Raw genomic sequence first — 24,411 nt, 5'->3', positions numbered from 1 at the left:
TGATTTGCTGAAAATCCTGCAAAAGATTAGACTAAAGTCTAATCTTTTCTGTTGACTTACTTAATAATGGTTTTAATATAGAAGAAATAGAGTATTAATGATTAAAGCTTAGTCAGAGTATCTGTATATATAGCCGAGTGTACCAGATCCAGGAAAGAAATAAGAAAAAAACGCCGCATTCCCTAACCAATCAAAATTCGGGAATGCTTCAAGGTTGCCCGTTTATTATGCAATTAAAGACGCGATCGCAGCAACCAGACTTAAAAACATCTCTAAGTCAGGCAGAACGTTACGGTCATCACCTTGATAAAATTCAATGTGCGATTTCTACTACACCAATACAAATGCTATCGACAGATGAAGAGGAGAAAAAAAAGCTAACATCGGGTATGGACTTAGAGACAAATAAGTTGACTAACAATAAAAAAGTAATAGAGAAGGTGCTGAGTGGTGCTAGTGGGTTAAAAACTCTTAATAATCAAAAAGATATAAATATTGAACCAAAAAAAGACTTTGCTGAAAAAACTGAAAGCGCAACGGAAACTTCCAAATCAAAAGATAAAGAAAAAAAGCAAAATTCGGATGAGCATTTAACATCACTCGCAACAAATAAGATTTCTGAGAATAAAGCAACAGAAGAAAGCTTGCCTCATCATGACCCGGAAGTTACAAGATTGTTAAATAAACCAACTCAGAGTAATTTAGCAGGTTCTGGCGGCGGCGTCCAACAGAACAATCAACAAAAATTTATGTCGCCTCCTTCTACATACAACGAGCATAAAAATACTGCATCTACAAAAATAGGGTCACGCGGTCAATATTTAGCTAAAAGAGAAGCGATGGATATGTTGGGCGATCGCAAAGGATTTGCTACTACCCAGCGCGCGGTTAAAATCCCTGTAACTAATACTCATAAATTTGAGACTAGCAAAGCTGAAGATAGCAAGCACCAGGTAAAATTAAAAAATGCCGCAGAATTAGTTCGTGACCAAGTAATTAACGAAGATAGACAGGTAAAAGAACATGTTCAAGCAAGGCTAGATTTAGACCCAGCCATTGTCGCAAAACAAGGTGGTGAACAATTGATTTTACAAAAGATGCAATGAAAAATTTACCACCATAAATAGTGAATACCTCACAAGAAAGAGCAAGATTAGCAGCTATAGCGTCTGTACTCCCAGAAATAGGAAATTTGCGCGGTAGTTTGTTCCAGTAGTTTAATTAAGAGCTACAGAGAATCTAGAAATAGAGTATTAATGATTTTGGCTTAGTACAAGTATTTATATATAGCCCAATGTAGCAGCGTAAGCAAGTAAATAAGAAAGCACCCCATTTATTATTCATGATTGCTGGTAATTCAGACAAATATGAAAAAATATTGTACAAAGTTTTTTATTTAGATAAACTAGATAAACTTACTTTTACGATAAGTCCATAGCGCTTAATTGTTCTTGTTGGCGCTGTTGCCCACGTAGGAGAATGTTGGATTGATTTTCCATTTTTGTTCGGTTATAATTGAAATTTGCTCGTCGAACTTGGGAAGGCCATTCCCCGGTTGTTGCCGCCTCTCGTGCAAGTAGCATTTCTTGCTGCTTTAATCGATTAACAGGAACAGTTACGTTATTAGCTCCTTGGGCATATTCTACTTGCTGCATATTATTAACCATTGTATTGTAAGAATTCGTTGCAGCTAATCCTTGTGGAGTGCTAGCCTTATTTCGGAAGTTTGGATCGAAAGCATATCCTAGCTGATTTATTTGCACTGCACTACTTACATCTCCAGATTCAAGCAGATGTCTTTGAGAGTTTCGATATGATTCTGAGTTAAAACCTGATGCATCAGCCCTGCTTTTTGTTCCAGTTCCAATGTGATCCCTGTGGGGTTGATACATCTCTTGATAAGCTGGTGCCTTGTTTTCCAATTTGCCATTTTGTTTCCGCGTTAAACCTGATGTTTGGTTCAACGGCTCAAAACCTATTGTGTGTTCCGATTGATGTGTGCTATTACCATCTATGGGAATTTTGTACTCATCCCTAAGCCGTTGCTGCTCACGTGTTTTGTAGCCATGTTGACCTGGTGAGTATGTGGTTCTTGATTGTGACTGTGAGTTTACTGGTCGTGAATATGGGGTTCTTGATCTGCCAGAAGTGGTACGTTGCCTCTTTGGAGCTCTTACCATTTGAATGACTTCTGCATTACCACTTTCTCTAGCTTTTTTTGCCTGTACTGCTGTAGTATTTGAATCACCACCAGTCTGCATGTTGTGGAGATGATAACCATAATTTTCAGTCTGCATCAAAGATGTCTTTAAATCTGGTTGCTGTACATTATCTTTTTTTGACTGCACTACAAAAGGTCGTGGTTGAAACTTATTTAGGTGATGTCCGTATTTTTCTGCTTGCATCAAAGATGTCTTCAAGTCAGGTTGCTGTAGCTGTAGCTGATGGTCGCTTTTGGACTGCACTACAAATGGATGCAACTCAAACATTGCGGGCGTTGGAGTGTCTGATAAAGGTGATGCTTCTTTTCTAGTTTTATTGTTAGAAATATTAAGTTGGCTAGTCATAACAATATCCTCGCTCAAGTCAAAAGTTAATTATTTATTTTTACATTCAAGTGAACAGATAAATTATAAAATATCAATTAAAATTAAAAATTAAACCCATCCTTTAACCTCAGTATCCGTAAGCGATCGCTCTAATTTGATCTACTCGTTCTTAGCTGCCTCCAACATATAATAGTTACTGCGTCGTCGCCATCGGCTGCTAAAAATACAGCCTTTAATGGTCGATAAATAATTACTTAGGTTTTGGGTATTGCCCTTTAAGTGCCCCTAATTGTTCTTCAACTACTGAGTACAAATGTGTTTTACCCTCAGAACTAATACGTTCTTGGCGATTAGATTCATGTAACATTTCCTTTATTCTATCTGCTGACCAAGCCATGTCTTCAAATGGTATCGCCATGCCTTGCTTGTGAGTTGGTGGAAACGTTCTGGGGTCAAGGCTGTTAGGTTTACCAAATACTGTCCGGTCGTCAAAAGTATTACGCAAATCAATTTCCATCGCTGCTGCATAGTGTTCTTTAGGTGTACCCATAGGTCCAGCAAAAGGCACTTGACCATGATGAGCGTGCAAGAGATATGCTCGTTGATGTTCAACTTCCTTGCCAGAACCTGTAGTGTTCTTGCGTCGATGCAACTCATAAGGTAATTGCGCTGCTGGCAAGCGTTTCGACAATGCTGTACCGTCAGATGTTTTCCGTTTTTGCCCAAGGGGTTGGTGCAAGCTATCCGGTGTCATATGGTCTGCTTCGACCTTATTACCACTTGGTGTTTTTTTATATTTTTCACGCTGCCCTTCATAAGTACCAACGTAGTCTTTAGGCTTTTCTGGTAGCAAAAAAGTACCAGGTACATGGCCTAATTTATTCTTTGCAGCCTCATCATCAGTAGTTGTAGTTCGCTTTTTTCTAGGTGTTTTGCTGATGCGTCCACTTTGAGTTATCCTTTGAGGAGTTCTAGTTCGCGACTTTCTAGTTTGCGGCTTTCTAGTTCTTGCTGTTTGGATAACTTCACCAGTATTTAGAGTATTTACTGACTGGATTTTTGGGGAATTAACGTCTAGTTTGGGCATACTCCCAGGCAAATTTCCCATTCTCAATTTTGGCTGTACTATTTGAGTATCGGGAATACTTGCTGAATTAATTTTACTGAGGTTATGACCGTAACGTTCAGCCTGCATCAAGGATGTCTCTAAATCATCTTGCTTAGGTTGGTGTAGGCGATCGCTTTTTGACTGTACTAAAAAAGGTTGTGGCTGAAACATGCTTTCTTCTAAATTATCTGAGAAAGCCAATGTTTGTTTCTGTTGATTTTTGCTGTACTTACGTTGTTCACTATATAATGACATAATACGTAAAAACCCCGAATTCAACCTAATCCTCAACCTAAGTATCTGCAAGCTTTCAATCTATTTGTAGCAAGTCTGATTTTTTCCATCTAATTTTCTCTAGCATTAAATTCCATTTTTACGCAAACCGTATTAACAATCCAACAAATTATAGCTCAATTGATTTATTGAAAATTATGCGAAAATTTAGACTTTGGCCTAGTCTTTTATATTTACAGTTAAAAAAGGGAAATATCAAACCCATCCTTTAACCTCGGTGTCTGTGAGCGATCGCTCTAATTTGATATACTCGCTCTTCGCTGCTTGCAACATATAATACATTGTTACTGCATCGTTAGCATCTGCTGCTAAAAATGCAGCATTCAATGCAATGCTGCGAATATTACCTCCTGCAACATTCAACTGTCCTAACTTTTGATAATCTAAACCTTCTGTTGGTGTAGACTTGGGAAAAATTCGCCGCCAAATCTCTGCCCTTTGAGTTGAATCTGGAAAGGGAAACTGGGTAATAAAGCGAATCCGACGCAGAAATGCTTGGTCTAATGAACTTTTTAAATTAGTTGTTAATACAGAAAGTCCACGATAACTTTCCATACGCTGTAATAAATAGCTTACCTCGACATTGGCGTGGCGATCGTGGGAATCTTTAACTTCACTGCGTTTACCAAATAAAGCATCAGCTTCATCAAATAGTAATACTACACCTCCCAACTCTGCCGCATCAAATACTCTACCAAGATTTTTCTCTGTCTCCCCAATATACTTACTAACTACTGCACTTAAATCAATCCGGTATAAATCTAATTGCAATTCCAGCGCGAGGACTTCTGCTGCCATTGTTTTACCTGTACCACTGACACCAGCAAACAAAGCGCTTATTCCCAATCCTCGCTTGCTTTTGCCTCCAAAACCCCAGCGATCATATACTTTTGCTCGTTGCTTAACCTGCATAGCAACATCTCTAAGAACTTGTATCTGAGATTCTGGCAATACCAAATCCTCCCAGTTTGCTGCACAATCAATTCGCTGTGCTAAATCATCTAATTTCGGACGAGCTTGCGCGCGGCAAGTATTCCAAAGAAGATAGTTAAAATCTGTTGGAGTTTCGATAATTTCTGTAACTTCTGACTCCTGCTGACGCCACTGAACGCTAGCTTGAGAACAAGCTGCTTGAATCACCGGAACACTGAGATTGAATTGAGATACTAAATTATCTACTTGAACATTAATCAATTCAGATGTATCATCTAATGCTTGCTCCCAGATAGTGTACTGTTCCTTTGTTGTCGGACGTTCAATATCAAAAACTAGTAATGGCCTTAATCGCGATCGCTTGCGTTCAGTAGTAGTAATAAGTACCGGAGAACGCATCCATTCGCATAAATAGGTAATCGTTCCTTCTTTTCCTGTATCTGCACCTTCTAAATCATCGCAGTCAATTAACAACGCGCAATTAGCTAGTGCCACTTCCCGCTCCCAAAGTAGCTTAAATTGCTTGATATCACTGGGAGTTGTTGGCAAAGCATGAGCAGCAATTGCGTATAAGTTTAATTCCAAATAGTGACAAGCTAGAGCCGCAATTGGACGTTTACTAGCTACCTCATTTCCACATAACTGTAATATTGGCAGCTTGAGAAAATCATGAATCTCCACCCACCAAGCAGCTACCATTTTTTCTGAGATTTGTGTATGAGAGGGTACTAAATCTGGAATCACTGTTACAGGTTCGACTATCCCCAACAAACGGTCATCTAAATACTGTACACCCATTAAATAATGCAGTATACGCTCATCAATCCGCAAAGGACTACTCATCAACTCACTTCCAGAACCCACTTCAATTAATTTCCACCTGCGTAGCGCACCTGCGGGAGTCAAGGCATCCCAGTGTATACCTTCTAACACAGTCATTGCCAAACCAAAAGTGGGATAAGTACGCTGTACATTTCCACAAGCAGCAGCGCAAAGTATTGGAAAACTGGCATCAAGTTCTACACCAGCACATAACAGCAGTAAATTCCGTTCAAAATTACTTAAACCAAAAGTGACGCAGAGTTTATCTAACGCAGAAGGTTCAGGGGATGTAATTGAATCTATTAAATGTGAAGCGATCGGACTTTTCTCATGTGTGGTATTTCCCTCCAGCAAACTTGGATCAGCGTGCTTCACCAAAGTCTCCCTAAGCTGGCTTAAAGCTACCGTCATATACGCATGATTATCAACGTTCTGATTGGTGGTAGTCGTTGCGCTCATCGTTATCTACCATTTAAGTATAAAAAAATACTACCAATAAAATTAGAAGCGGTTGTAGAGAACGCCACATGTAACATCTCTACGTAAGTGTAAAATTAATTGCACAAATCACTAATGTTGATGGATTCTTATCCTACGCTCTAAAGATAAGCATAAGAGAAAATACATTCCTGGCTTATTCGACTTTAGTCTATGATTATTATTTTGATGGGATTTAGTTACTAAATATTCCATATATAGTTGAGTACAAAAACTTTTTTTAACCTCTTCTAAAAAATTTTAAAAGCTTTTATATAACTATGGCATTATAGTCAAAGCTTGGCATCATTGTAGTATTAATTACTAAAAAATTTATGCTTTATTTCTAGTTAATTTTAACTCAATTACTTAAAATTAATTTTCACTCTTTCCAATTATTCTATCTTCATGTTTGGGATTTGATAAAATCATAGCTCTAGGAACCTAACACAATCAAATGTTGGATTACATGCAGTGGAAGCTAACCTGCACAGGTTTAATGTTTACTTTATAAATCAACTCTAAGTTTTAAAAGTTATAACCAATTCCTAACAGTAGCCCAACATCAGTTTGATCGAGAAAGCCAACATTTACTCCAGCAGTTGCGGTAAATTCAGGTGATACACGCACATCTACACCACCTGTAAGAAGAAATCCTACGGAACTATCTTCACTTGTGGAAATTGCTGCTCCCCCTCCTATATAAGGAACTGCAATTATTTGGGATTCTCCTAAATCTGTGATTGTTCCCACCACTGGAAAGTCAATTGTTATAGGTATAAGAAATACAGCTTTGTCATTAATTACAGCAGCTGGACGAAAAGAGAAGTTATTTGTTAAACCAATTTTACTAAAGACAGTAAAAGCTGTTTCACCTAAAGCACTATCTCCACTCAATCCAAAATTACCACCGATCCCAATATAGTTACGAGTACGCATTCTCTCATTTGGTGTTGTATTTCGCGGGATAACTGGTGCTGGTGTTGTATTTTGCGGGATAACTGGTGTTAGTGTTGGTGTTGTATTTTGGGGGATAACTGGTGTTAGTGTTGGTGTTGTATTTTGGGGGATAACTGGTGTTAGTGTTGGTGTTGTATTTTGGGGGATAACTGGTGTTAGTGTTGGTGTTGTATTTCGCGGGATAACTGGTGTCGGTATTGGTGTTGTGTTTCGTGGGATAACTGGTGTTGGTGTTAGTGTTGGTGTTGTATTTCGTGGGATAACTGGTGTTGGTGTTGGTGTTGTATTTCTTGGGATAACTGGTGCTGGTGTTAGTGTTGGTGTTGTATTTCGTGGGATAACTGGTGCTGGTGTTGGAGTTATATCTGGTGGAGTAGTTGGAGTTATATCTGATGGGGTAGTTGGGGTTATATCTGGTGGAGTAGTTGGAGTTATATCTGGTGGGGTAGTTGGAGTTATATCTGGTGGGGTAGTTGGGGTTGTATCTGGTGGGGTAGTTGGAGTTATATCTGGTGGGGTAGTTGGGGTTGTATCTGGTGGGGTAGTTGGGGTTGTATCTGGTGGGGTAGTTGGGGTTGTATCTGGTGGGGTAGTTGGGGTTGTATCTGGTGGGGTAGTTGGGGTTGGTTTTGATGTTGGTGGTACGTCTGGCTGAGGTTGGGCTAAAGACACCTGTAAATATGGTTCTAAAGCAATAACGAAGCTGCTAATAGCAACTAAATAAGCTTTAGAAACTAGCAATATCAGTTTGATAAATGGTTTTTGATTCATTGTCCACTCCTCTAAAATATCAACACCTAGTGAAAATGTAATATGCTCATTCTCGATTATTAATTGAAGGCAGAAGCAAGACACCATAGGGCGCTAGAACGCAAATGGCAGTAGTTCTATATGCTCATAATTAAGTAAATTTACAAATCTTTAAATCGATATTATAACAAACTTATTCAAAAATATAAAAATCCTAGCTTATGAAAAATTTTAATTAGGCTGGGCATTGCCCACGCTACTAGGCAGAATAAAAAGTTAAAAATAACATCAACTTTGCTCGTATTTTATAATAAGTAATTAGTGGGAATTAACTATCAAATCGACTTCTGAAGCCACACACTAATTGCAGCAAGTCTGATTTTTTCCTTCCAATTTCCCCTGACGCCAAATTCCACTTTCATGAATGCCATTCTGAGATATGCAGATTCCTTGACCATCAAATCTACTCTGCTTGAATTTACCTATATATTGACAACCATTTTTGTAAATTAATTTGCCTATACCTTCGTAATAATTATTATTGAACTGACCTACATAGCGATTTCCATTTTTAAATATGAAGGTTCCCCTACCATGATATTTACCTTCTTTGAATTTTCCTTCATATTTATTACCATTTGCAAAAATGTAAGTTCCACAACCGTTGGGGTATCCATTTTTTAGTTCTCCATAATATTTATAAGAATGATTTTTCGGATCTACCAATTTGGGTGGAGTATTTGGGGCTAGAGGTACAGGTTTTGGGCATGTTTCTGCATCAGTTATAGGTTGTTTTATACCTGGTATTTCTGGCGTTGTCAACCCTGGCTGGGGTGTAAGTTGTCCCGCATTAGGTAATGGTTGTTTTGGAACGAGTGTGGGTTGTTCCGAATTAGGTGTAGGTTCTCCTGAATTTGGAATACGCGTCACATTAGTTGTGGGTTGTCTTGAAAAATTTATAAATAATAATCCTATCCCAAAAAGTAGACTCACTAAGACTCCGGTGCCAATCAAAAGTCTCTGGTTTGCTACGAAAAAATGTGATGATGGTGAAATTGATGAAGGCGGTGGTGTTAGCTGTATGGATTCAGATGATGCTATTAAGGCTTGCAACGCCTCACCTGCTGTTTGATAGCGTTCCTTAAAGTTAGAACGTACCATTTTATCTAACACATTTGCTAAAAAGGGGCTAACCGAAGCTTGATCTTGCCAAATTACTTCAAAACTCTCTGGATTTTTCGGTAGTTCTTGGGGTCTAATCCCAGTTAAAGCATAAATTCCCAACATTCCCACTGCATAAACATCGCTGGATAACTTGGGATACCCATTTAACTGTTCGTTAGGCATATAGCCAGAAGTGCCAATAACAACAGAGACGTTGGTTACTTCTTGAGAATTGACTGTTAATTTACTAATTTCCTTGACAGATCCAAAGTCTATTAATACTATTTTGCCGTCACTATTACGGCGCATTAGATTTTGTGCTTTTATGTCTCGATGAATGATATTTTGATTATGAATAATTGTTAATACTTCTAAGATTTCTTTTAAAAGCTGTATTACCTTAGCTTCACTTAATTTATTACCAGAGAAAATTTCATGACTCAAATCATGTCCATCAATATATTCTTGTACTAGATAAAATTCACCCCCTTCTTCAAAGTGGGCAAAAAGTTGTGGAATTTGACTGTACTCACGACCTAAGCGATATAAAGCTTTCGCTTCCTTGTTAAAAAAATTAATAAAGATTTGTAACTCTTCTTGGCTTTGCCTTTGCCGAAGATTTTTGACAACACACAGAGGATGGTCAGGTAAATCTAAATCTTCAGCTAAATAGGTAATTCCGAAGCTACCGCTTCCCAATTGCTTGATTATTTTATAGCGATTGCGGAGAATATGACTGGCAAGCATTGGATTTAACCATAAATAAAGAGAGATGACATTTTCATTTTGCCATACTTGACCTAACTAGCAACCGCTCTCTAAACTCACAGTTTTTTGCTATTCTTAATCTCGTCTCTGCCGTTTCAGGGAGTTGCTCATAGTCTTTACTCAATTGCCGACACCAGTTGAGCCAACCAAAGGTTCGTTCCACAATCCAACGTTTCTTGAGCAATAGGACTTACGCAAAATATCTCTGAAACTCTGATTTCTCCGTGTCGCGCCAGTTGCTTTAAGTCGGGGAACCCGCACAACGCACTGGCTTCTCTGCGCCTCTGCGGTTCGTTATTCCGTAACTGGTGCGTAAGTCCTAAGCAAAAAACCTTTGGTCTGTTCAGGGCGTAGCACCACTTGTACTACCTATCGAAAGGTATTATTCATAACCCATTTGTACATTGGAAAGGCGGCACCCGGATTTGAACCGGGGGTGGAGGTTTTGCAGACCGATAATTTTTCGCCTCAAGCCCTTGTCTCAAGGTAATTTTAAAATTCATGGTTCGACATTTGGACTAAATTTGGACTAAATTTTTGAATAAAAAAATCGCTGATTAATTAACATTTATAGTCTGAAGACTACTATAATTGCTCAAGGTTCTCCAGGTCGAGAAGCAATTCATAAATAATTCAGTAATAGTTTTAAGATTTTATTTGTGTTTGTAGCAAACAGAGTACAAAGTAAGGTAGAGGAGTTGTTAGATTGTTTTTACAATCCAAACCTTCATGCAGTCAGGTAATTGCGATCGCTATTAACCCGATGCAAATCTACTATCCATGTCTTAAATCCTTGATATTGTTTCATTTTTAGCCAGAAATGGCCAATTGAAGTCTTGGCATAGCGATCGCCTGCATCTTTAACCAACACTTCTTTCTACCGTCATCCGACAAGCGATCGCCTCAGTGAAGGAAGCAATTCATGAGGGATGGTGCGATAACCCCACTGAGTTGTTTATCAATAGTTGCCGGAGTGGGGCTAAAGGCAAGAATACAGTAACCTCACCTTAGATGTGAGCGCTTGGTTTGAGTCGGCGACGAAGTATAGGATTGCACTTGCAATGTCTGGCGGGTTCGTGTATACGCCTTCAGGAGATACGGTAGAAGTGCAGGAGGTGATGCGGTTACATCCTCTGACTGTCAAATGAAAATTGAATACACGAGATGTCCGAATGGCACTCAGATGTGTAAGTTGACAGTTTTGATGTAATTTATTTGGGTGCGGCTCTTTTGAAAAGACAAATTTTATTTAGGTATAAAGCCTGAAATTTAAACAGGGAAGGGATTGTGAGTTTTAGGCGTTCTAAAAATAGGTTCGCTCAAATTTCAAAAACGAAATCATATCTTTTTTGTATGATCGTATTACATACTGAGATGGGGTTTTTGCGTTTCATGTTTCTGTGATCGCTTAATTCTACCTATTTAAGCAAGAAAACGTAAATCTATATATAGAAGGGTTATAAGCACATAATACGTTTGTAATATATCGTCTTCCTAGAAGAGCTGCACCCAATTTATTTTTGGATTTTGGAGTAGCTAAATTAGGATCTTGAAATTAAAACATGACAAACTTTAGATTGTTAAGCAATCTTTATAAATATCGACGCTATATCCAGTACAACGCTTGGTATGAACTGCGTTACCGTTATGCTGGTACAAGCATGGGTATACTTTGGAATTTGATTAATCCTCTGTGCGAAATTCTGATTTATACAGTGGTTTTCTCTTTACTATTTTCCAAAGGAGTACGAGGAAATTCCTATGCTTTATACATCACGACTGGAATTTTACCTTGGCGTACCTTTGTCGAAACAATTTCTTAAGGTAGTAGTGCTTTTATGCAAAATTCTATCTATTTGAAGCGTTTAGCCATTCCTGCGGAGATTATTGTGGCTAAAGTAGCTCTAACTTCTTTATTTCTGCTCTATATTTACTTGGGTTTAATTCTACCTATAAATATTATATTCGGTGAGCATATAGGGGGGGGGAAGTTTTGTTTTTATCCATCCTAGTGTTACTTTTCCAAGGACTAGCATTCGGAATAAGATTGGCATTAGCTAATCTCCAAACTCTCTTTCTTGATATCAAGCAAATTTTACAGTTTTTACTACCTTTGTGGAGTTGGACAATGCCGATTTATTATCCAGATGCAATTATTCCGAAAAATATTTTACCCTGGCTTTACCTCAATCCTCCTTTTGCTTTTATTGAATCGGCTCGCAGTTTTTTATATTACACTGCATTATTATCTTAATCATCACTCTCACTTTGGATTATGTAATTTGCCGTGAGATGGGCAAATTCAAGTTATTGTAAATTCTAAGCAGTAATAACCCGCTACTTTTTGAATTAAGGAGGCGATCATATTTTCCACTAATGAGTGTCAGCAAGTTTTAGAATTACCGCCCATTCACCAGGGCAAACGCATCTTATTTCCTAATAAAAACCAAGCAAGGTTTTAAAATGACACAGGTAATTGTAATAATAAGTTTTAAAAATTGATTCTGCTCTTAGCATACAATATGCTTGTATCCATTTTAATAACTATTTATTAATACTAAAAAAATCATTAATTGGGTATATTTAAGCAAATACCTCTAAGACAATAAGTGGATTTTTCACGTAAAATATTTAATTAAAATTTTGATATATTAGTTTAAGCCAATCTAAAAGTTGTGTTCAATAATTCTTATCCAACCCACAAGAAACTGTTTATTTTTTATTCCATGTTTGACACGCTTCTCTTTACTTAAAAGATTGACTGCAATCTGTCTGAGAATTGCAAAATTCTGTGGAGCATTATCTTTTCTAATCCGACAGTTATCTCACTCTTTGCAAAAAAGGAACAGTGCAAAGGGGACAAGTAGAAATAACGCCTAAATCCAGATGAAATCGAAATGCAACGTTATGCTTTAGTCGCTTGCATTAGCCATTCCGATTCTCAAGTTGATTTATACAATCGGATGAGACTCCAGATTAACCAGAGAAGCTATAGAGAGCAAGAGCAACCACGAGAAAGAGTTTAATTGATAATGCAGTAATAGGAGTCAGCGCACCATAACTTTATAACAAACAAGTATTACAGCTTGACTTGTTTTTAAGGATGCGATCGCACTTTCCAAGCCAAACTCTACAGCATAAAGCGATCGCTTCATAAATTTGTATTCCTAGTACCTGCTTTACCAATAAAGTTAAGGTAGTGTATGGTCTTAACTGGTGCAGAGATGCCAGAATATCAAAAGCCGATGCACATCTACACACTTCTACCTCACCAGAAGTTTGCCTTTACTTTTCGCTGCTGCGATGTCTGCGACGGGCTTTGCCTACGCACCGCTATTTGCTGTAAAAACTTTAATACCTGGGACAGTCACATAATCACCATGAAATAGGTTTAAGTAATCTAGTGCGTGCAAACTCTTGTTACTTGGTCTTGGCTTTTCTTGCATACATTCTTTCATGACGATGATACTTACTCCAGTGTGCAAAAACTATGCCATATTATATTCCTCAGCTTCTCTTGTTCTCCAGTTTCTCTTTTTCCCCTGCCCTCCAGCCTGGCTCAACCAAGAAATTCTTTAACCGAACGGTATTGACTTATCTACCCCATTTCCCTCAAAATTTTTCACTCTCCTATTCGTGCAACAACGCCATTTTTGGCTGCATTATCACATTATTTAAACATTAAGAAATCCTTAACTTTGCTAATACTTTAAAAAACTAGGCAGAAAATTATTATCTAAATTTGAAATTACCTAACTCTGCAAGCCTTGTAAAAATGGGAATTAACAATTATTAATAATCTGGATGATTGCTCAAACAGCATAAAATCGTTCTGAATTTATTTTTGCTATATCACAAGTGATTATAAAGATTTGGTGAAGCAATATTCAATATACTTGCGTTGCTTGCATTGTTATTGATTTAATCAAATTTGTGCTTCCTAATAATCAGCAAAATCACGTAATATCCACTACGAGCATTTCCTCCCGTGTATATTTGTAATCAATACCTGTGAATGTATTTTACTTCTATCTCTTCAATGCTCTCAATGGGTGATTCTGGGAGTCTTTAATAAATGCTGGGCGAGAGCCATTGCCAAAAGAAGTAGCCCTTGAATTCCGGATTTTTACAAATTGTTGAAATTATAAGCCATTTTTCCAATTTAGTTACACACAATGAAGAAAACACTTTTTGGGGTGTTGACGACAGCGATTGTTAGCAACACCCTTATTCCTGGTGTCCAAGCAATCAGTATCGGAAATACAACTGCCCGATTTAGTCATGTTCTAATTATTTCGATTGATGGATTGCACAACTCTGATCTATCAGTTGCTAATCTGCAATCTTCTTTGAAAAACATCAAGCGGTTGCAGAGAAAAGGTGTGACATACACTAATGCTTTCACTTCTGCACCATCAGATTCCTTCCCTGGGGAGCTAAACTATATCACTGGTGCTAACCCCGGTACGACAGGTGTATTGTATGATAAATCCTACAGTCGCGCCTTGTATGCCCCAGGTACTACTGCTGCCCAAATCATCGCAGGCACCGCCAAACCAGGTACTGTCGTAGAATTTGCTGAAAACGTTGATGCATCTTGGGCTAATGGTAAGGGTGGCACCTTAGATGGCGGTCAGGGATTTGATAAAACCCAATTGCCTGTTGATCGCAATGGCAACCCTGTTTACCCCAACCAGTACCTGAAAGTAAATACCATTTTTGACGTAGCTAGCGGGGCTGGACTACGTACCGCTTGGTCTGACAAGCATCCCGCAGCTTACACCATTCTCGCTGGAAATACACAAGACCCAACGAAGTTTAATTTGGCAACGGGTCGGGTCGGCAGCATTAGCGATTACTCTTCACTAGAAATTAACGCCGCAGTGGCAATTGATCCAACTAAGCCAGGACTTCTCCCAAGCACCCTTGGAGCTTTGGTTGATCAATCAACAGGTACTCCTTACTCCAACACCAACTCTAAAATCACGTCTACTTTCTTTAATGACGCGACAAAGGGTAATCCGGCTCTGTTTAAGGCTCCACCTGCTGGTTTTAGAGCTAGCCAGTTTACGAGTGTAGCTACAACCTCAGCCTACGACGATCTCAAGGTTAAACAGATATTAAATGAGATTGATGGATTAAACGATTCCGGCACTAAAAAAGTAGGCACTCCGGCAATTTTTGGCTTGAATTTCCAAGCTGTAAGCGTAGGCGAGAAAGAGACTGCCTCTCAATTTAATGGTGGCGGGATTGACTCTAATGGAAATGCCCGTCCTGACCTCGTAAGTGCAGTAGCCCACACTGATGCCAGCATCGGTCTGATTTTGGATGAGCTGAAAAAGAAAGGATTAGACAGTTCAACTTTGGTGATTTTGACTGCCAAACACGGGCAAAATCCTGTCCAAGATCCGACTGTTGGTTTGAGCAGTACATTTGATAGTGTTACTGGTGTTGCTGGTGGCGATGGAAACCTGACTGCTGTTGGCGCTCTCTTAGTAAGAAACGGCATCCAGATTGCTTCTGAGCGAGGTCAGGATACTTCCTCACTGATCTTCTTGAAAAATCCATCTGATGTCCGAAAAGCATTAGCCCTGCTGAAGTCCAAAAATTACTCATTTGATAATACGATTGATCCAAATACTGGGGTGGCGTTTTCAACTGAGGATGCTGCTGCTCAGGGAAAGGTATTGTATGGTCAGAGCATAATCAATGCCGGATTGGGAGATCCAAGGACAAGCGAGCGCACCCCTGACATTATTGTTCCACTCAAAACTGGCTACTTCTTTGGTAACGCTATCAAGAAGCGTGCAGAGCATGGTGGATTTACTGATGCTGATACCCACGTAGCCCTGATTGTAGGTAGCACTGGATTTTCCCATAATCTGCAAGGTAAAACTATCAGTCGAATCGTTTCTACTACCCAAATTGCTCCAACGACATTACAGGTTCTAGGTTTAAATCCTCAACGACTGCAAGGTGTTCAGATTGATAGAACCCAGACATTACCACTGGACTGTAGGGACTTTCAAATAGAAAAATACCGAATAGATAAAGAGCGCAGGGAGTACAAGGAATAAAAAACCACTAAATGAAGAAATTGATAGGGTCTGGGGAGGACTTTAAACGAGAATATTAACCTAATAGTTCACCAACCCAAAATTGCTGGGTGGAGGCTGGCAGAGGGGAAAGGACTTATATAAGTCTCTCCTCTGCTCCCCTGCACAAATGCTGACCACCATGCAAAGTTTGCTTGGCTGCGAATTGCTCCCCTGACAGTTGTTTTGGTCAATCTCCTAAAACCAGAATCACAAAAGTACCAGGGATAATACTTGGTCGAGATCGCACCTTCCCTGCGACGGGGGTAGACTTGGCTTGAAATTTGGCTGTGTCCAAATATAACTTATGGGTCTTCAAATCTAATGCCATTGTCCGCGCTCCTGACTGGGTTACAACGTTATTCACAATACTAAATTTATCGGCAGAGTCTTCATGTACCACTGTCAGTGAACCTTCACCGTTTGAACTGAAAGCTAATCTAGTCAATGGGTCATAAGCAATCGCATCTGTCCTCTTGCCAATTGGTAGTGTAGCTTTAATACTTCCTGTATTTGCATCCACTACACTCATCAGTTGGTTTCCGCAACCGATGAACAAACGTTGATGCTGTCTATCTATTGCGATACCAGTTGGTTCTGAGCAAGGTTTGAGCGCCCAATGTCCCTTAACTCGGAGATTATTAGCATTGATTGCAACGACTTCGTTTTTGTCCTCTAAATTCACGAAAATCTGCCCTAAGTCATCGGCGGCAGCAAATTCTGGTCTGCCACCTAAAGCGATTGTCCCCAGGACTTTACTAGTTTTGGCATCAAAAACAGTTGCTGAGTTGCTCAAGCCGTTAAAAGTGAAGACTTTCTTGGACATAGGCTCATAGACAATTGCATCTGGGTCAGAACCAGTTTTAACTTCTCCTATAACTTGTAGCGTCTTTAAATCGAAAACAGTAGCTGTTGCCGTTTTACCATTACTAATAAAGCCACGACTTAATTCTGAGGCAATGGCAACCCCATGTACTCCAGCAGTATGAGGAATTTCGCCCACAACCAACCCCGTGTCAACATTTAATACTGTTACCCTTGTGGAGCGCGTAATGTATAGGCGACGGGCTGAACTATCTAATGTCAGGTAATCCCATCGTCCTTCTCCACCTAAAGGTATTTTTTTAATTATGTGGTAGTTGTGACTTGATAATGTACCACTAATTACTACGTTTTGAAAGCAAAAGCTTAAGCCAGAGATGAACAAAGAGGCAATAGCTGTGCCAATCCTACGAGAAATTATAGTGTTCAAAAATATATCCCTTTCCTTTTACAATTATTTTTCGGATCTTACCAGACTTCGATTGTATTGGGAGCAGTGCCCCAAAGTTAGCTACTAAAAATGAGGGGGATAAATCGAATGGCACGCTTGTTTTCAGCAAATCAATGCATAAGGTATAAGGATCTCTGGGATGTGAGGAAATAGGGAATATTGGTCAAAAACTAAGAACTAAATACGAAGTTCTTGAATCATCTCTTTTCAACAACCTCCTTTATTTTTACTAGATCGCTTCCGGCGGGGCTTCTCTCAAGCAATACAATACTACCTTGCTGCTGAATTTTTTCCCAATATTCATTAGCAAACAATTTCATAATTATTTCTAGTAACCAGATAAATTTTTTCCCTCGCTTTAGTCGGTGTAACTCTTTCCATGCACATATAGATTTTGCAACTTTCCAATTATACTGTTGAAAAAATTCTGCGCCTTGCTCAGGAGCAAATAACAAGGTTTTATTTCCATTCGCAAAATATTGGTCGAAAAGTTTTCGAGCGTAAACTTTATCATAATCTTTTAACGCTAATGATGATTCCAATTCAAATAGCCACCAATTCAAATTAGATTGCTCATAAATATCGGTTGCAAGTAATGCTACTTGGGTTTCATGTAGATATGATAGCAACCCTTCTGTAATCACTAGCGTCTGTCTTGTTGCAAGATTAATCTTTGAAAAAAAAGTCTTTCTCAATGCAAGGTTGCTAATATCGAGTTTGACACGCTCAAGCCAACACAAAGGTTGCTGGTCTTTAAGTAATTGTTCTTTATAAGCAATGATTTCCGGTAGGTCAACTTCAATCCAACGAAGCGATGCACAAAAAGGTAATCGATAGGGTCGAGTATCTAACCCCGCAGCAAGATTGATTACAGTATCAATCTTTTTTGAATTAACTAACTGTAAAATCAAGTTATCAAGAATATAGGTGCGGATGGCGATCGCATTTGTAATTTTGTCTTTTTCCCCTATAACCTCAACAAGCATTTCACCTTTTCCACCAGCTAATACACGCGCTAATGGATCTTTAAATAATGCATCTACACGTTCGCTTTCCAATGCACGATACATTGCCACTAGATAGGCAGTTTCAGCAAGATTCATCATCGAATAAAGTATTGTTTTTGATTTTGACTAAACTTTAAAAAGATTGCACATGTAAAATTATAAGATTCTAAATAATATTAAAAATTACACTTTTTGTCTAGCTATAGTAATTACTATTAATAGTAATTTTTTTGGATATTTTTTCATTATATTTATTCCTTCAATTAGAGATAAACAACTTGGATTAGGAAGGTTGTTGGATTGAATTATAAAAAACAAAAGTCAAGAACTCGGAAAGATTTGCTTCAATTTAATTAAAAAACTATGCTGCGCTTACTTTAGCAATAAAGCCATAAACAAATTAAGTTATTCATCTGAATGTTTCCAAGTTCTTGACCTTTGCTGCTTATAATCACAAACCTATATTTCAGATAAATGTACAGCATGAATACTTCAACTAATCCGGCTATAGCTATAGCTTTCATCAATATTTTTGGCTTTGGTGGTCAGTTGCTTTGCATAACAGCATGATTACTTTGCGATGGGCTACGCCCCGCAGGAGGCGATCGCTAAGTGGCTCCTGTGGAGTCCTGCGTGTGGTAACTATGAGGAATGTAAAGTAAAATGCGTCTATTCCCCGTATTGGTAGCAGTAGTAGCAATTGCAGTTCCTTTAAGCGAATGCAAGAATGCAAATGCACAAACTGCTGACAGTTTAAAACAGACAACAAAGGTTTTTACACCAAAAATTAATCAGCAGTCGGAAAAAGACTCTGACACCACTCTTAGTCAAAAGAATGCCAACGCACCTGTGGCAATACCTGTATTTCCCATAACTCCGGGAAATACGCAAACCAACAAAGCCCCAGAAGCAACTGAAGCCCGTGTGTTGATATCGGAAGTAGCAGTTAGATATCAGGTAGGGCAAATCTTACTAGAACTAGAAAACCAAGTTTACAAAGTAATTCGTACCCAACCAGGACGAACCACAACTCGCTCCCAATTGCAAGAAGATATAAACGCTATATTTGCTACTGGCTTCTTCTCCAATGTTCAAGTAGTGCCAGAAGACACTCCTTTGGGAGTAAAAGTAAGCTTTGTAGTGCAGCCTAACCCTGTTCTGACTAAGGTAAAACTACAAGCCAATCCTAGTACAGGTGTTCCTTCTGTACTACCTGCTAATACTGCGGATGAAGTCTTTCGTGAGCAGTATGGCAGAATCTTGAATTTGCGTGAGTTACAGGAGAGTATCAAGCTATTAACTAAGCGGTATCAAGACCAAGGTTACGTGCTAGCAAACGTGATTGGAACACCCCAAGTTTCCGAAAATGGAGTTGTCATCCTGCAAGTAGCAGAAGGGGTGGTGGAGAATATTAGAGTCCGGTTCCGCAATAAAGAAGGTCAGGAAACAGACGAAAAGGGACAACCAATTCCAGGTCGGACACAACAGTATATTATTACACGAGAGTTGGAGTTGAAACCGGGACAGGTATTCAACCGTAATATCCTGCAAAAAGACTTGCAACGGGTATATGGACTGGGACTATTTGAAGATGTAAATGTCTCCCTTAACCCTAGCACTGACCCCAGCAAAGTAGATGTAGTAGTGAATGTGGCCGAACGCAGTGGCGGTTCGGTTGCAGTTGGGGGTGGCATTAGTTCTGCTAGTGGACTGTTTGGCACTGTTAGCTATCAACAGCAAAACCTAAACGGAAGAAACCAAAAATTGGGTGCGGAAGTGCAGGTGGGACAGAGGGATTTACTGTTTGACCTGCGATTTACAGATCCCTGGATTACGGGAGATCCCTACCGGACTTCTTACACAACTAATCTTTTTCGCCGTAGCTCGATTTCGTTGATTTTTGATGGCAAAAATAATGATATTAAGACCTTTGAAGCAGGGAAAGAGAATGGCGATCGCCCCCGTGTCCTTCGTCTAGGTGGCGGTGTCACCTTTACCCGTCCCCTGAGCAATAATCCCTACAAAAATTCTGAATGGACAGCTTCAGCAGGTTTGCAGTATCAACGAGTTTCCATCCGTGATGCCAATGGCAACATCAGAAAAGAAGGAACGGTGTTCAAGAATGGTGCGCCCACGGAACTGGTTCCACTTAGTGCATCTGGACAAGGTGAAGACGATTTGCTACTTATGCAATTAGGGGTACAAAGCGATCGCCGTAATAACCCTTTACAACCAACTAGCGGTTCTTATCTCCGTTTCGGAGTCGATCAGTCAGTACCAGTCGGACTAGGGAATATTTTTCTCACCAGGTTGCGAGGTAACTATAGCCAATATTTCCCTGTCAACTTTATTAGTCTTACTAAAGGCCCACAAACTTTAGCATTTAACTTGCAGGGTGGAACTATCCTTGGTGACTTGCCTCCTTACGAAGCCTTTACCCTTGGTGGTAGTAACTCCGTCCGGGGTTATCAAGAAGGAGGATTAGGTAGTGGACGTAGTTATATACAAGCATCTGCCGAGTATCGCTTCCCAGTTTTCTCAGTCGTCAGTGGCGCACTATTTTTTGATATCGGCAGCGATCTGGGAAGTAGTACCAGATCAGCTGAGGTGCTGAATAAAAACGGTACTGGCTACGGTTATGGTCTTGGTGTGCGCGTACAATTGCCACTAGGGCTAATTCGCATTGACTACGGCATCAATGGCGACGGTGACAACCGCATCAATTTTGGTATTGGCGAAAGGTTTTAAGTTATTAGCAGTCAGCGATAAATAGCAAATAATCGCTGACAAACTTTTGAAATACTACGGTAAGCTAATTAGAATTACACTGATAACGTATTCGCACAGCGTCTCGTAGACTGTGCGTAGAATTATATATTGAGGAAATATACTTGTGAAAAAAACTTTGTTTCTCAGTCCTCCTTCCTTTAATGGATTTGATGGTGGAGCCGGTTCACGATACCAAGCCAAGCGTGAGATTACTTCCTTCTGGTATCCTACATGGCTGGCGCAACCGGCAGCCCTTGTGCCTGGTAGCAAGCTGATCGATGCACCACCACACGATCAAACAGTAGAAGATGTAATCGAAATTGCTCAGGATCATGAGCTAATTATCATGCACACCAGCACGCCTTCGCTGGTTAATGATGTGAAGTGCGCCGAGACAATCAAAGCTCAAAACCCTGATGTAAAAATTGGCTTGATTGGAGCGCACGTAGCAGTACTACCAGAGCAGACGTTAGTTGAAAACCCAATCATTGACTTTGTGTGTCGTCACGAATTCGACTATACCTGCAAAGAAATAGCCGAAGGTAAATCTTGGGAAGAAATTACAGGTCTAAGTTACCGCGATCGCCAGGGTAATATCCATCATAATAAAGACCGCCCCTTGATTCACGATTGGGATTCTATGCCCAGCGTATTGCCGATTTATCATCGCGATTTGGATATTACCAAATACTTTATTGGCTACTTACTGCATCCATACATTTCTTTTTATACTGGGCGGGGCTGTCCGGCAAAATGTAGCTTCTGCCTTTGGCCACAAACAATTGGCGGACACTTATACCGCACTAAAAGCCCGGAAGCCGTTGGGCGCGAGATGGAAGAAGCTAAAGCGCTTTTCGGCGATAAGGTGCGAGAATATATGTTTGATGACGACACCTTTACGATTGACAAACATCGAGCGATCGCAATTAGCGAACACATGCAGCGACTCAAACTGACTTGGAGTTGCAACGCCCGTGCCAATCTTGACTATGACACCCTTAAACAACTACGCGATAATGGCTTACGCCTACTTTTAGTAGGATTTGAATCTGGCAATCAACAGATTTTAGATGGGATTAAGAAAGGAATCAAGCTAGAAGTAGCACGGAAGTTTATGGAAAATTGTCATAAACTTGGTATTACCGTACACGGCACATTTATCATTGGTTTACCCGATGAAAGTCAACAAACAATTGAAGAAACAGTCCGCTTTGCTTGCGATATTAGTCCTCATACAATTCAGGTTTCCATCGCAGCCCCCTATCCCGGAACAGAACTTTATCGTCAAGCACAAGAAAATAATTGGTTTAGCAACAATTCCTTAGTTGCTAGTTCTGGAATTCAAATGTCTACACTGCAATATCCAAATCTTTCTAGTGCTGAGATTGAAGACGCTGTTGAGAAGATGTATCGGAAGTTCTACTTCCGTCCCAGAGCGATTATCCCAATTGTCACTGAAATGCTCACCGATCCCCAAATGTTAGTTCGCCGCCTACGTGAAGGGCGGGAATTTTTCTCTTACTTGAAAGATCGCCGCACTCAAGCAACTGTAAAAGCATAATCGTTATATACAAGCATCTGCCGAGTATCGCTTCCCAGTTTTCTCAGTCGTCAGTGGCGCACTATTTTTTGATATCGGCAGCGATCTGGGAAGTAATACCAAATCAGCAAAGGTGCTGAACAAAAACGGTACTGGCTACGGTTATGGTCTTGGTGTGCGCGTACAATCGCCACTGGGACCAATTCGCATTGATTACGGCATCAATGGCGATGGTGACAATCGCATCAATTTTGGTATTGGTAAAAGGTTTTAAGTTATTAGCAGTCGGTGATAAATAGCAAATAATTGCTGACTGTCCTGGTTTCTAATTTTGATTTTTAAACTTTCTGGAATAATCGGAAAATAATGTCATTTCTTCTCAAAAAGCCAATTCTTTCCGAGTTCTTAACTTTTTATCTTTAAATTCAGATCGCAAACCCCGAAATACATCATATAATTACAGACGTTCAACTTACTTTAGTAAAAGTAGATACTAATGGTCTGTAATCAATATTTATCGACAGAATCGGGAGATTAATGCTTTAAGTCAATGGAAATTTATGCATCTGCTTTTTTGGCAAATATCAACCTGAAAGTTATTGACGTTTTAATAGTAATTCTTTGCTTGTCAGCTATCCTATTTTATTGTTACTCAATCTATTCAGCAGTTGTCACCTTCGGAGAATCCCATATATATGCTCCCAATTTTTATCCACCCATTACTATCCTGAAGCCAATTTGCGGACTGGACAGAGATATCTACGAAAATTTGGCAACATTTTGTCGACAGGAATATTCAACTTACCAGATTATCTTCAGCGTCCGCAGCCCGCAAGACCCTGGAATAGATGTGGTCAAACAAATTATCCGAGACTTCCCGAAACTGAATATTCAGTTGATAGTCTGCGATCGCATTATTGGTACAAACCTAAAGGTGAGTAATCTGGCAAATGCTTTATCTTTCGCCAAATACGAAATCCTAGTTATTGCTGATAGCGATATCCGAGTTGGGGAAGACTACTTGCAGCGAGTTGTTCAACCGTTACATAATAAGAATGTTGGTGTTGTCACCTGTTTATATCGTTCTGTAGCACCGGGATGGGTAGAAAAGTTAGAAGCGGTTGGGACTGCTTGTGATTTTCATGCAGGTGCTATTACCAGCAAACAGTTAGAGGGTATGAAGTTCGCACTCGGTTCAACGATTGTAATTCGTCAAGAAGTGCTAAAAGCAATCGGGGGATTTGAAGCGATCGCCGATTATCTCGCAGACGATTTTCAACTTGGCTATCTAACTGCCAAAGTGGGTTACAAGGTCATGCTTTCTGACTATATAGTAGAACACGTGTTATTTGCTAACACCTTGATTGATTCTATTCAGCATCAGGTTCGCTGGTTGCGTGGTATTCGAGTTTCTCGTCCTTGGGGTTATTTGGGACTAGTTCTTACTTATGGGAATATCACTAGCTTAATACTAATGGTGACTATAAAAGGGTCTATTTTGTGTTGGTTTGGGCTAGCTATTACCTGGATATTACGTTTAATAATGGGCTGGATTGTTGGTGTCAAATATCTTCAAGATGCGAGCGCTAAAAAATATTTTTGGCTTGTAATTTTCCGAGACTTGATAAGTTTTTCAATCTGGTGCTATTGTCTTTTTGGCACTACAATTGAGTGGCGGGGGTTGCAATTTAAGTTAACTAAAGACGGTAAAATTATACCTCAAATAAAAGATTTAACAGAACAGTTTGAGTTTAAATAGTTCTAAATCAACATCATCTATCGTTAATTATTTCAACAGTAATCAATTTTAATCATTGTTTAGCGCTCTTTCATATCTCTGAGGAGATAAAAATAAGATGCTGATCTTGATCTTTGTCAAAGCCTCACTTGTTCAGCAAAGCC

The 24,411-nt window shown here is 39.4% G+C and carries 15 protein-coding genes and 2 pseudogenes; 8 read left to right on the top strand and 9 right to left on the bottom strand.

The features are described 5' to 3' along the window. Nucleotides 1-203: 203 nt before the first annotated feature. Nucleotides 204-1,106, top strand: a complete 903-nt coding sequence (locus V7K48_RS20760; protein ID WP_335075097.1) for a hypothetical protein — start codon at nt 204-206, stop codon at nt 1,104-1,106. A gap of 315 nt (nt 1,107-1,421) precedes the next feature. Here the strand turns inward: V7K48_RS20760 and V7K48_RS20755 are convergent, their stop codons facing one another. The 7 genes and pseudogenes from V7K48_RS20755 to V7K48_RS20725 form a co-directional block, all read right to left on the bottom strand. Further along, a complete protein-coding gene (locus V7K48_RS20755) occupies nt 1,422-2,567 on the bottom strand; it encodes a hypothetical protein (RefSeq protein ID WP_335075096.1) in 1,146 nt (381 codons plus the stop codon). Nucleotides 2,568-2,799: 232 nt separating this feature from the next. Then, nucleotides 2,800-3,912, bottom strand: coding sequence for a hypothetical protein (locus tag V7K48_RS20750; RefSeq protein ID WP_335075095.1), 1,113 nt, complete (start codon nt 3,910-3,912; stop codon nt 2,800-2,802). 234 nt (nt 3,913-4,146) lie between these two features. Then, nucleotides 4,147-6,165, bottom strand: coding sequence for an ATP-binding protein (locus V7K48_RS20745; protein ID WP_335075094.1), 2,019 nt, complete (start codon nt 6,163-6,165; stop codon nt 4,147-4,149). Between the two features lie 546 nt (nt 6,166-6,711). Continuing rightward, nucleotides 6,712-7,914, bottom strand: a complete 1,203-nt coding sequence (locus V7K48_RS20740; RefSeq protein WP_335075093.1) for a hypothetical protein — start codon at nt 7,912-7,914, stop codon at nt 6,712-6,714. Nucleotides 7,915-8,253: 339 nt separating this feature from the next. Continuing rightward, entirely contained in the window at nt 8,254-9,804 is a 1,551-nt protein-coding gene (locus V7K48_RS20735) for a protein kinase domain-containing protein (RefSeq protein WP_335075092.1), read from the bottom strand. 34 nt (nt 9,805-9,838) lie between these two features. After that, a pseudogene (locus V7K48_RS20730) lies at nt 9,839-10,009 on the bottom strand (transposase); the annotation flags it as partial. A gap of 543 nt (nt 10,010-10,552) precedes the next feature. Then, nucleotides 10,553-10,696, bottom strand: a complete 144-nt coding sequence (locus tag V7K48_RS20725; RefSeq protein WP_335075091.1) for a hypothetical protein — start codon at nt 10,694-10,696, stop codon at nt 10,553-10,555. A 691-nt stretch (nt 10,697-11,387) separates the two neighbouring features. On the opposite strand from V7K48_RS20725, the gene V7K48_RS20720 reads away from it, so the two are divergent. The 3 genes from V7K48_RS20720 to V7K48_RS20710 all read left to right on the top strand — a co-directional run bounded on the left by V7K48_RS20720 (nt 11,388) and on the right by V7K48_RS20710 (nt 15,902). Continuing rightward, entirely contained in the window at nt 11,388-11,648 is a 261-nt protein-coding gene (locus V7K48_RS20720) for an ABC transporter permease (protein ID WP_335075090.1), read from the top strand. Between the two features lie 170 nt (nt 11,649-11,818). Continuing rightward, entirely contained in the window at nt 11,819-12,079 is a 261-nt protein-coding gene (locus V7K48_RS20715; RefSeq protein ID WP_335075089.1) for a hypothetical protein, read from the top strand. Nucleotides 12,080-14,000: 1,921 nt separating this feature from the next. Beyond that, the gene (locus V7K48_RS20710) at nt 14,001-15,902 is read left to right on the top strand and encodes an alkaline phosphatase family protein (RefSeq protein ID WP_335075088.1); all 1,902 of its coding nucleotides are present in this window, start codon (nt 14,001-14,003) and stop codon (nt 15,900-15,902) included. A 208-nt stretch (nt 15,903-16,110) separates the two neighbouring features. Here V7K48_RS20710 and V7K48_RS20705 read toward each other — a convergent pair whose 3' ends face one another. Together V7K48_RS20705 and V7K48_RS20700 are read right to left on the bottom strand one after the other, a co-directional pair. Then, nucleotides 16,111-17,172: a YncE family protein gene (locus tag V7K48_RS20705; RefSeq protein ID WP_335075087.1), complete on the bottom strand. Its 1,062-nt coding sequence runs from the start codon at nt 17,170-17,172 to the stop codon at nt 16,111-16,113. A 218-nt stretch (nt 17,173-17,390) separates the two neighbouring features. Then, nucleotides 17,391-18,299, bottom strand: a complete 909-nt coding sequence (locus V7K48_RS20700) for a class I SAM-dependent methyltransferase (RefSeq protein ID WP_335075086.1) — start codon at nt 18,297-18,299, stop codon at nt 17,391-17,393. Nucleotides 18,300-18,863: 564 nt separating this feature from the next. Here V7K48_RS20700 and V7K48_RS20695 point away from each other — a divergent pair. The 4 genes and pseudogenes from V7K48_RS20695 (at nt 18,864) to hpnI (ending at nt 24,268) form a co-directional block, all read left to right on the top strand. After that, the gene (locus V7K48_RS20695; RefSeq protein WP_335075085.1) at nt 18,864-20,948 is read left to right on the top strand and encodes a BamA/TamA family outer membrane protein; all 2,085 of its coding nucleotides are present in this window, start codon (nt 18,864-18,866) and stop codon (nt 20,946-20,948) included. Between the two features lie 145 nt (nt 20,949-21,093). Further along, on the top strand, nt 21,094-22,530 hold the full coding sequence (gene hpnJ, locus V7K48_RS20690; protein ID WP_335075084.1) for a hopanoid biosynthesis associated radical SAM protein HpnJ: 1,437 nt from the start codon (nt 21,094-21,096) through the stop codon (nt 22,528-22,530). Between the two features lie 4 nt (nt 22,531-22,534). Then, nucleotides 22,535-22,783, top strand: a pseudogene (locus V7K48_RS20685) (BamA/TamA family outer membrane protein); the annotation flags it as partial. A gap of 276 nt (nt 22,784-23,059) precedes the next feature. Then, nucleotides 23,060-24,268, top strand: coding sequence for a bacteriohopanetetrol glucosamine biosynthesis glycosyltransferase HpnI (hpnI, locus tag V7K48_RS20680; protein WP_335075083.1), 1,209 nt, complete (start codon nt 23,060-23,062; stop codon nt 24,266-24,268). Nucleotides 24,269-24,411 lie beyond the last annotated feature (143 nt).

The organism is Nostoc sp. (genome assembly GCF_036919615.1).
In the GTDB taxonomy this organism is placed as follows: Bacteria; Cyanobacteriota; Cyanobacteriia; order Cyanobacteriales; family Nostocaceae; genus Nostoc.
This window is presented reverse-complemented; position numbering and strand designations above follow the sequence as displayed.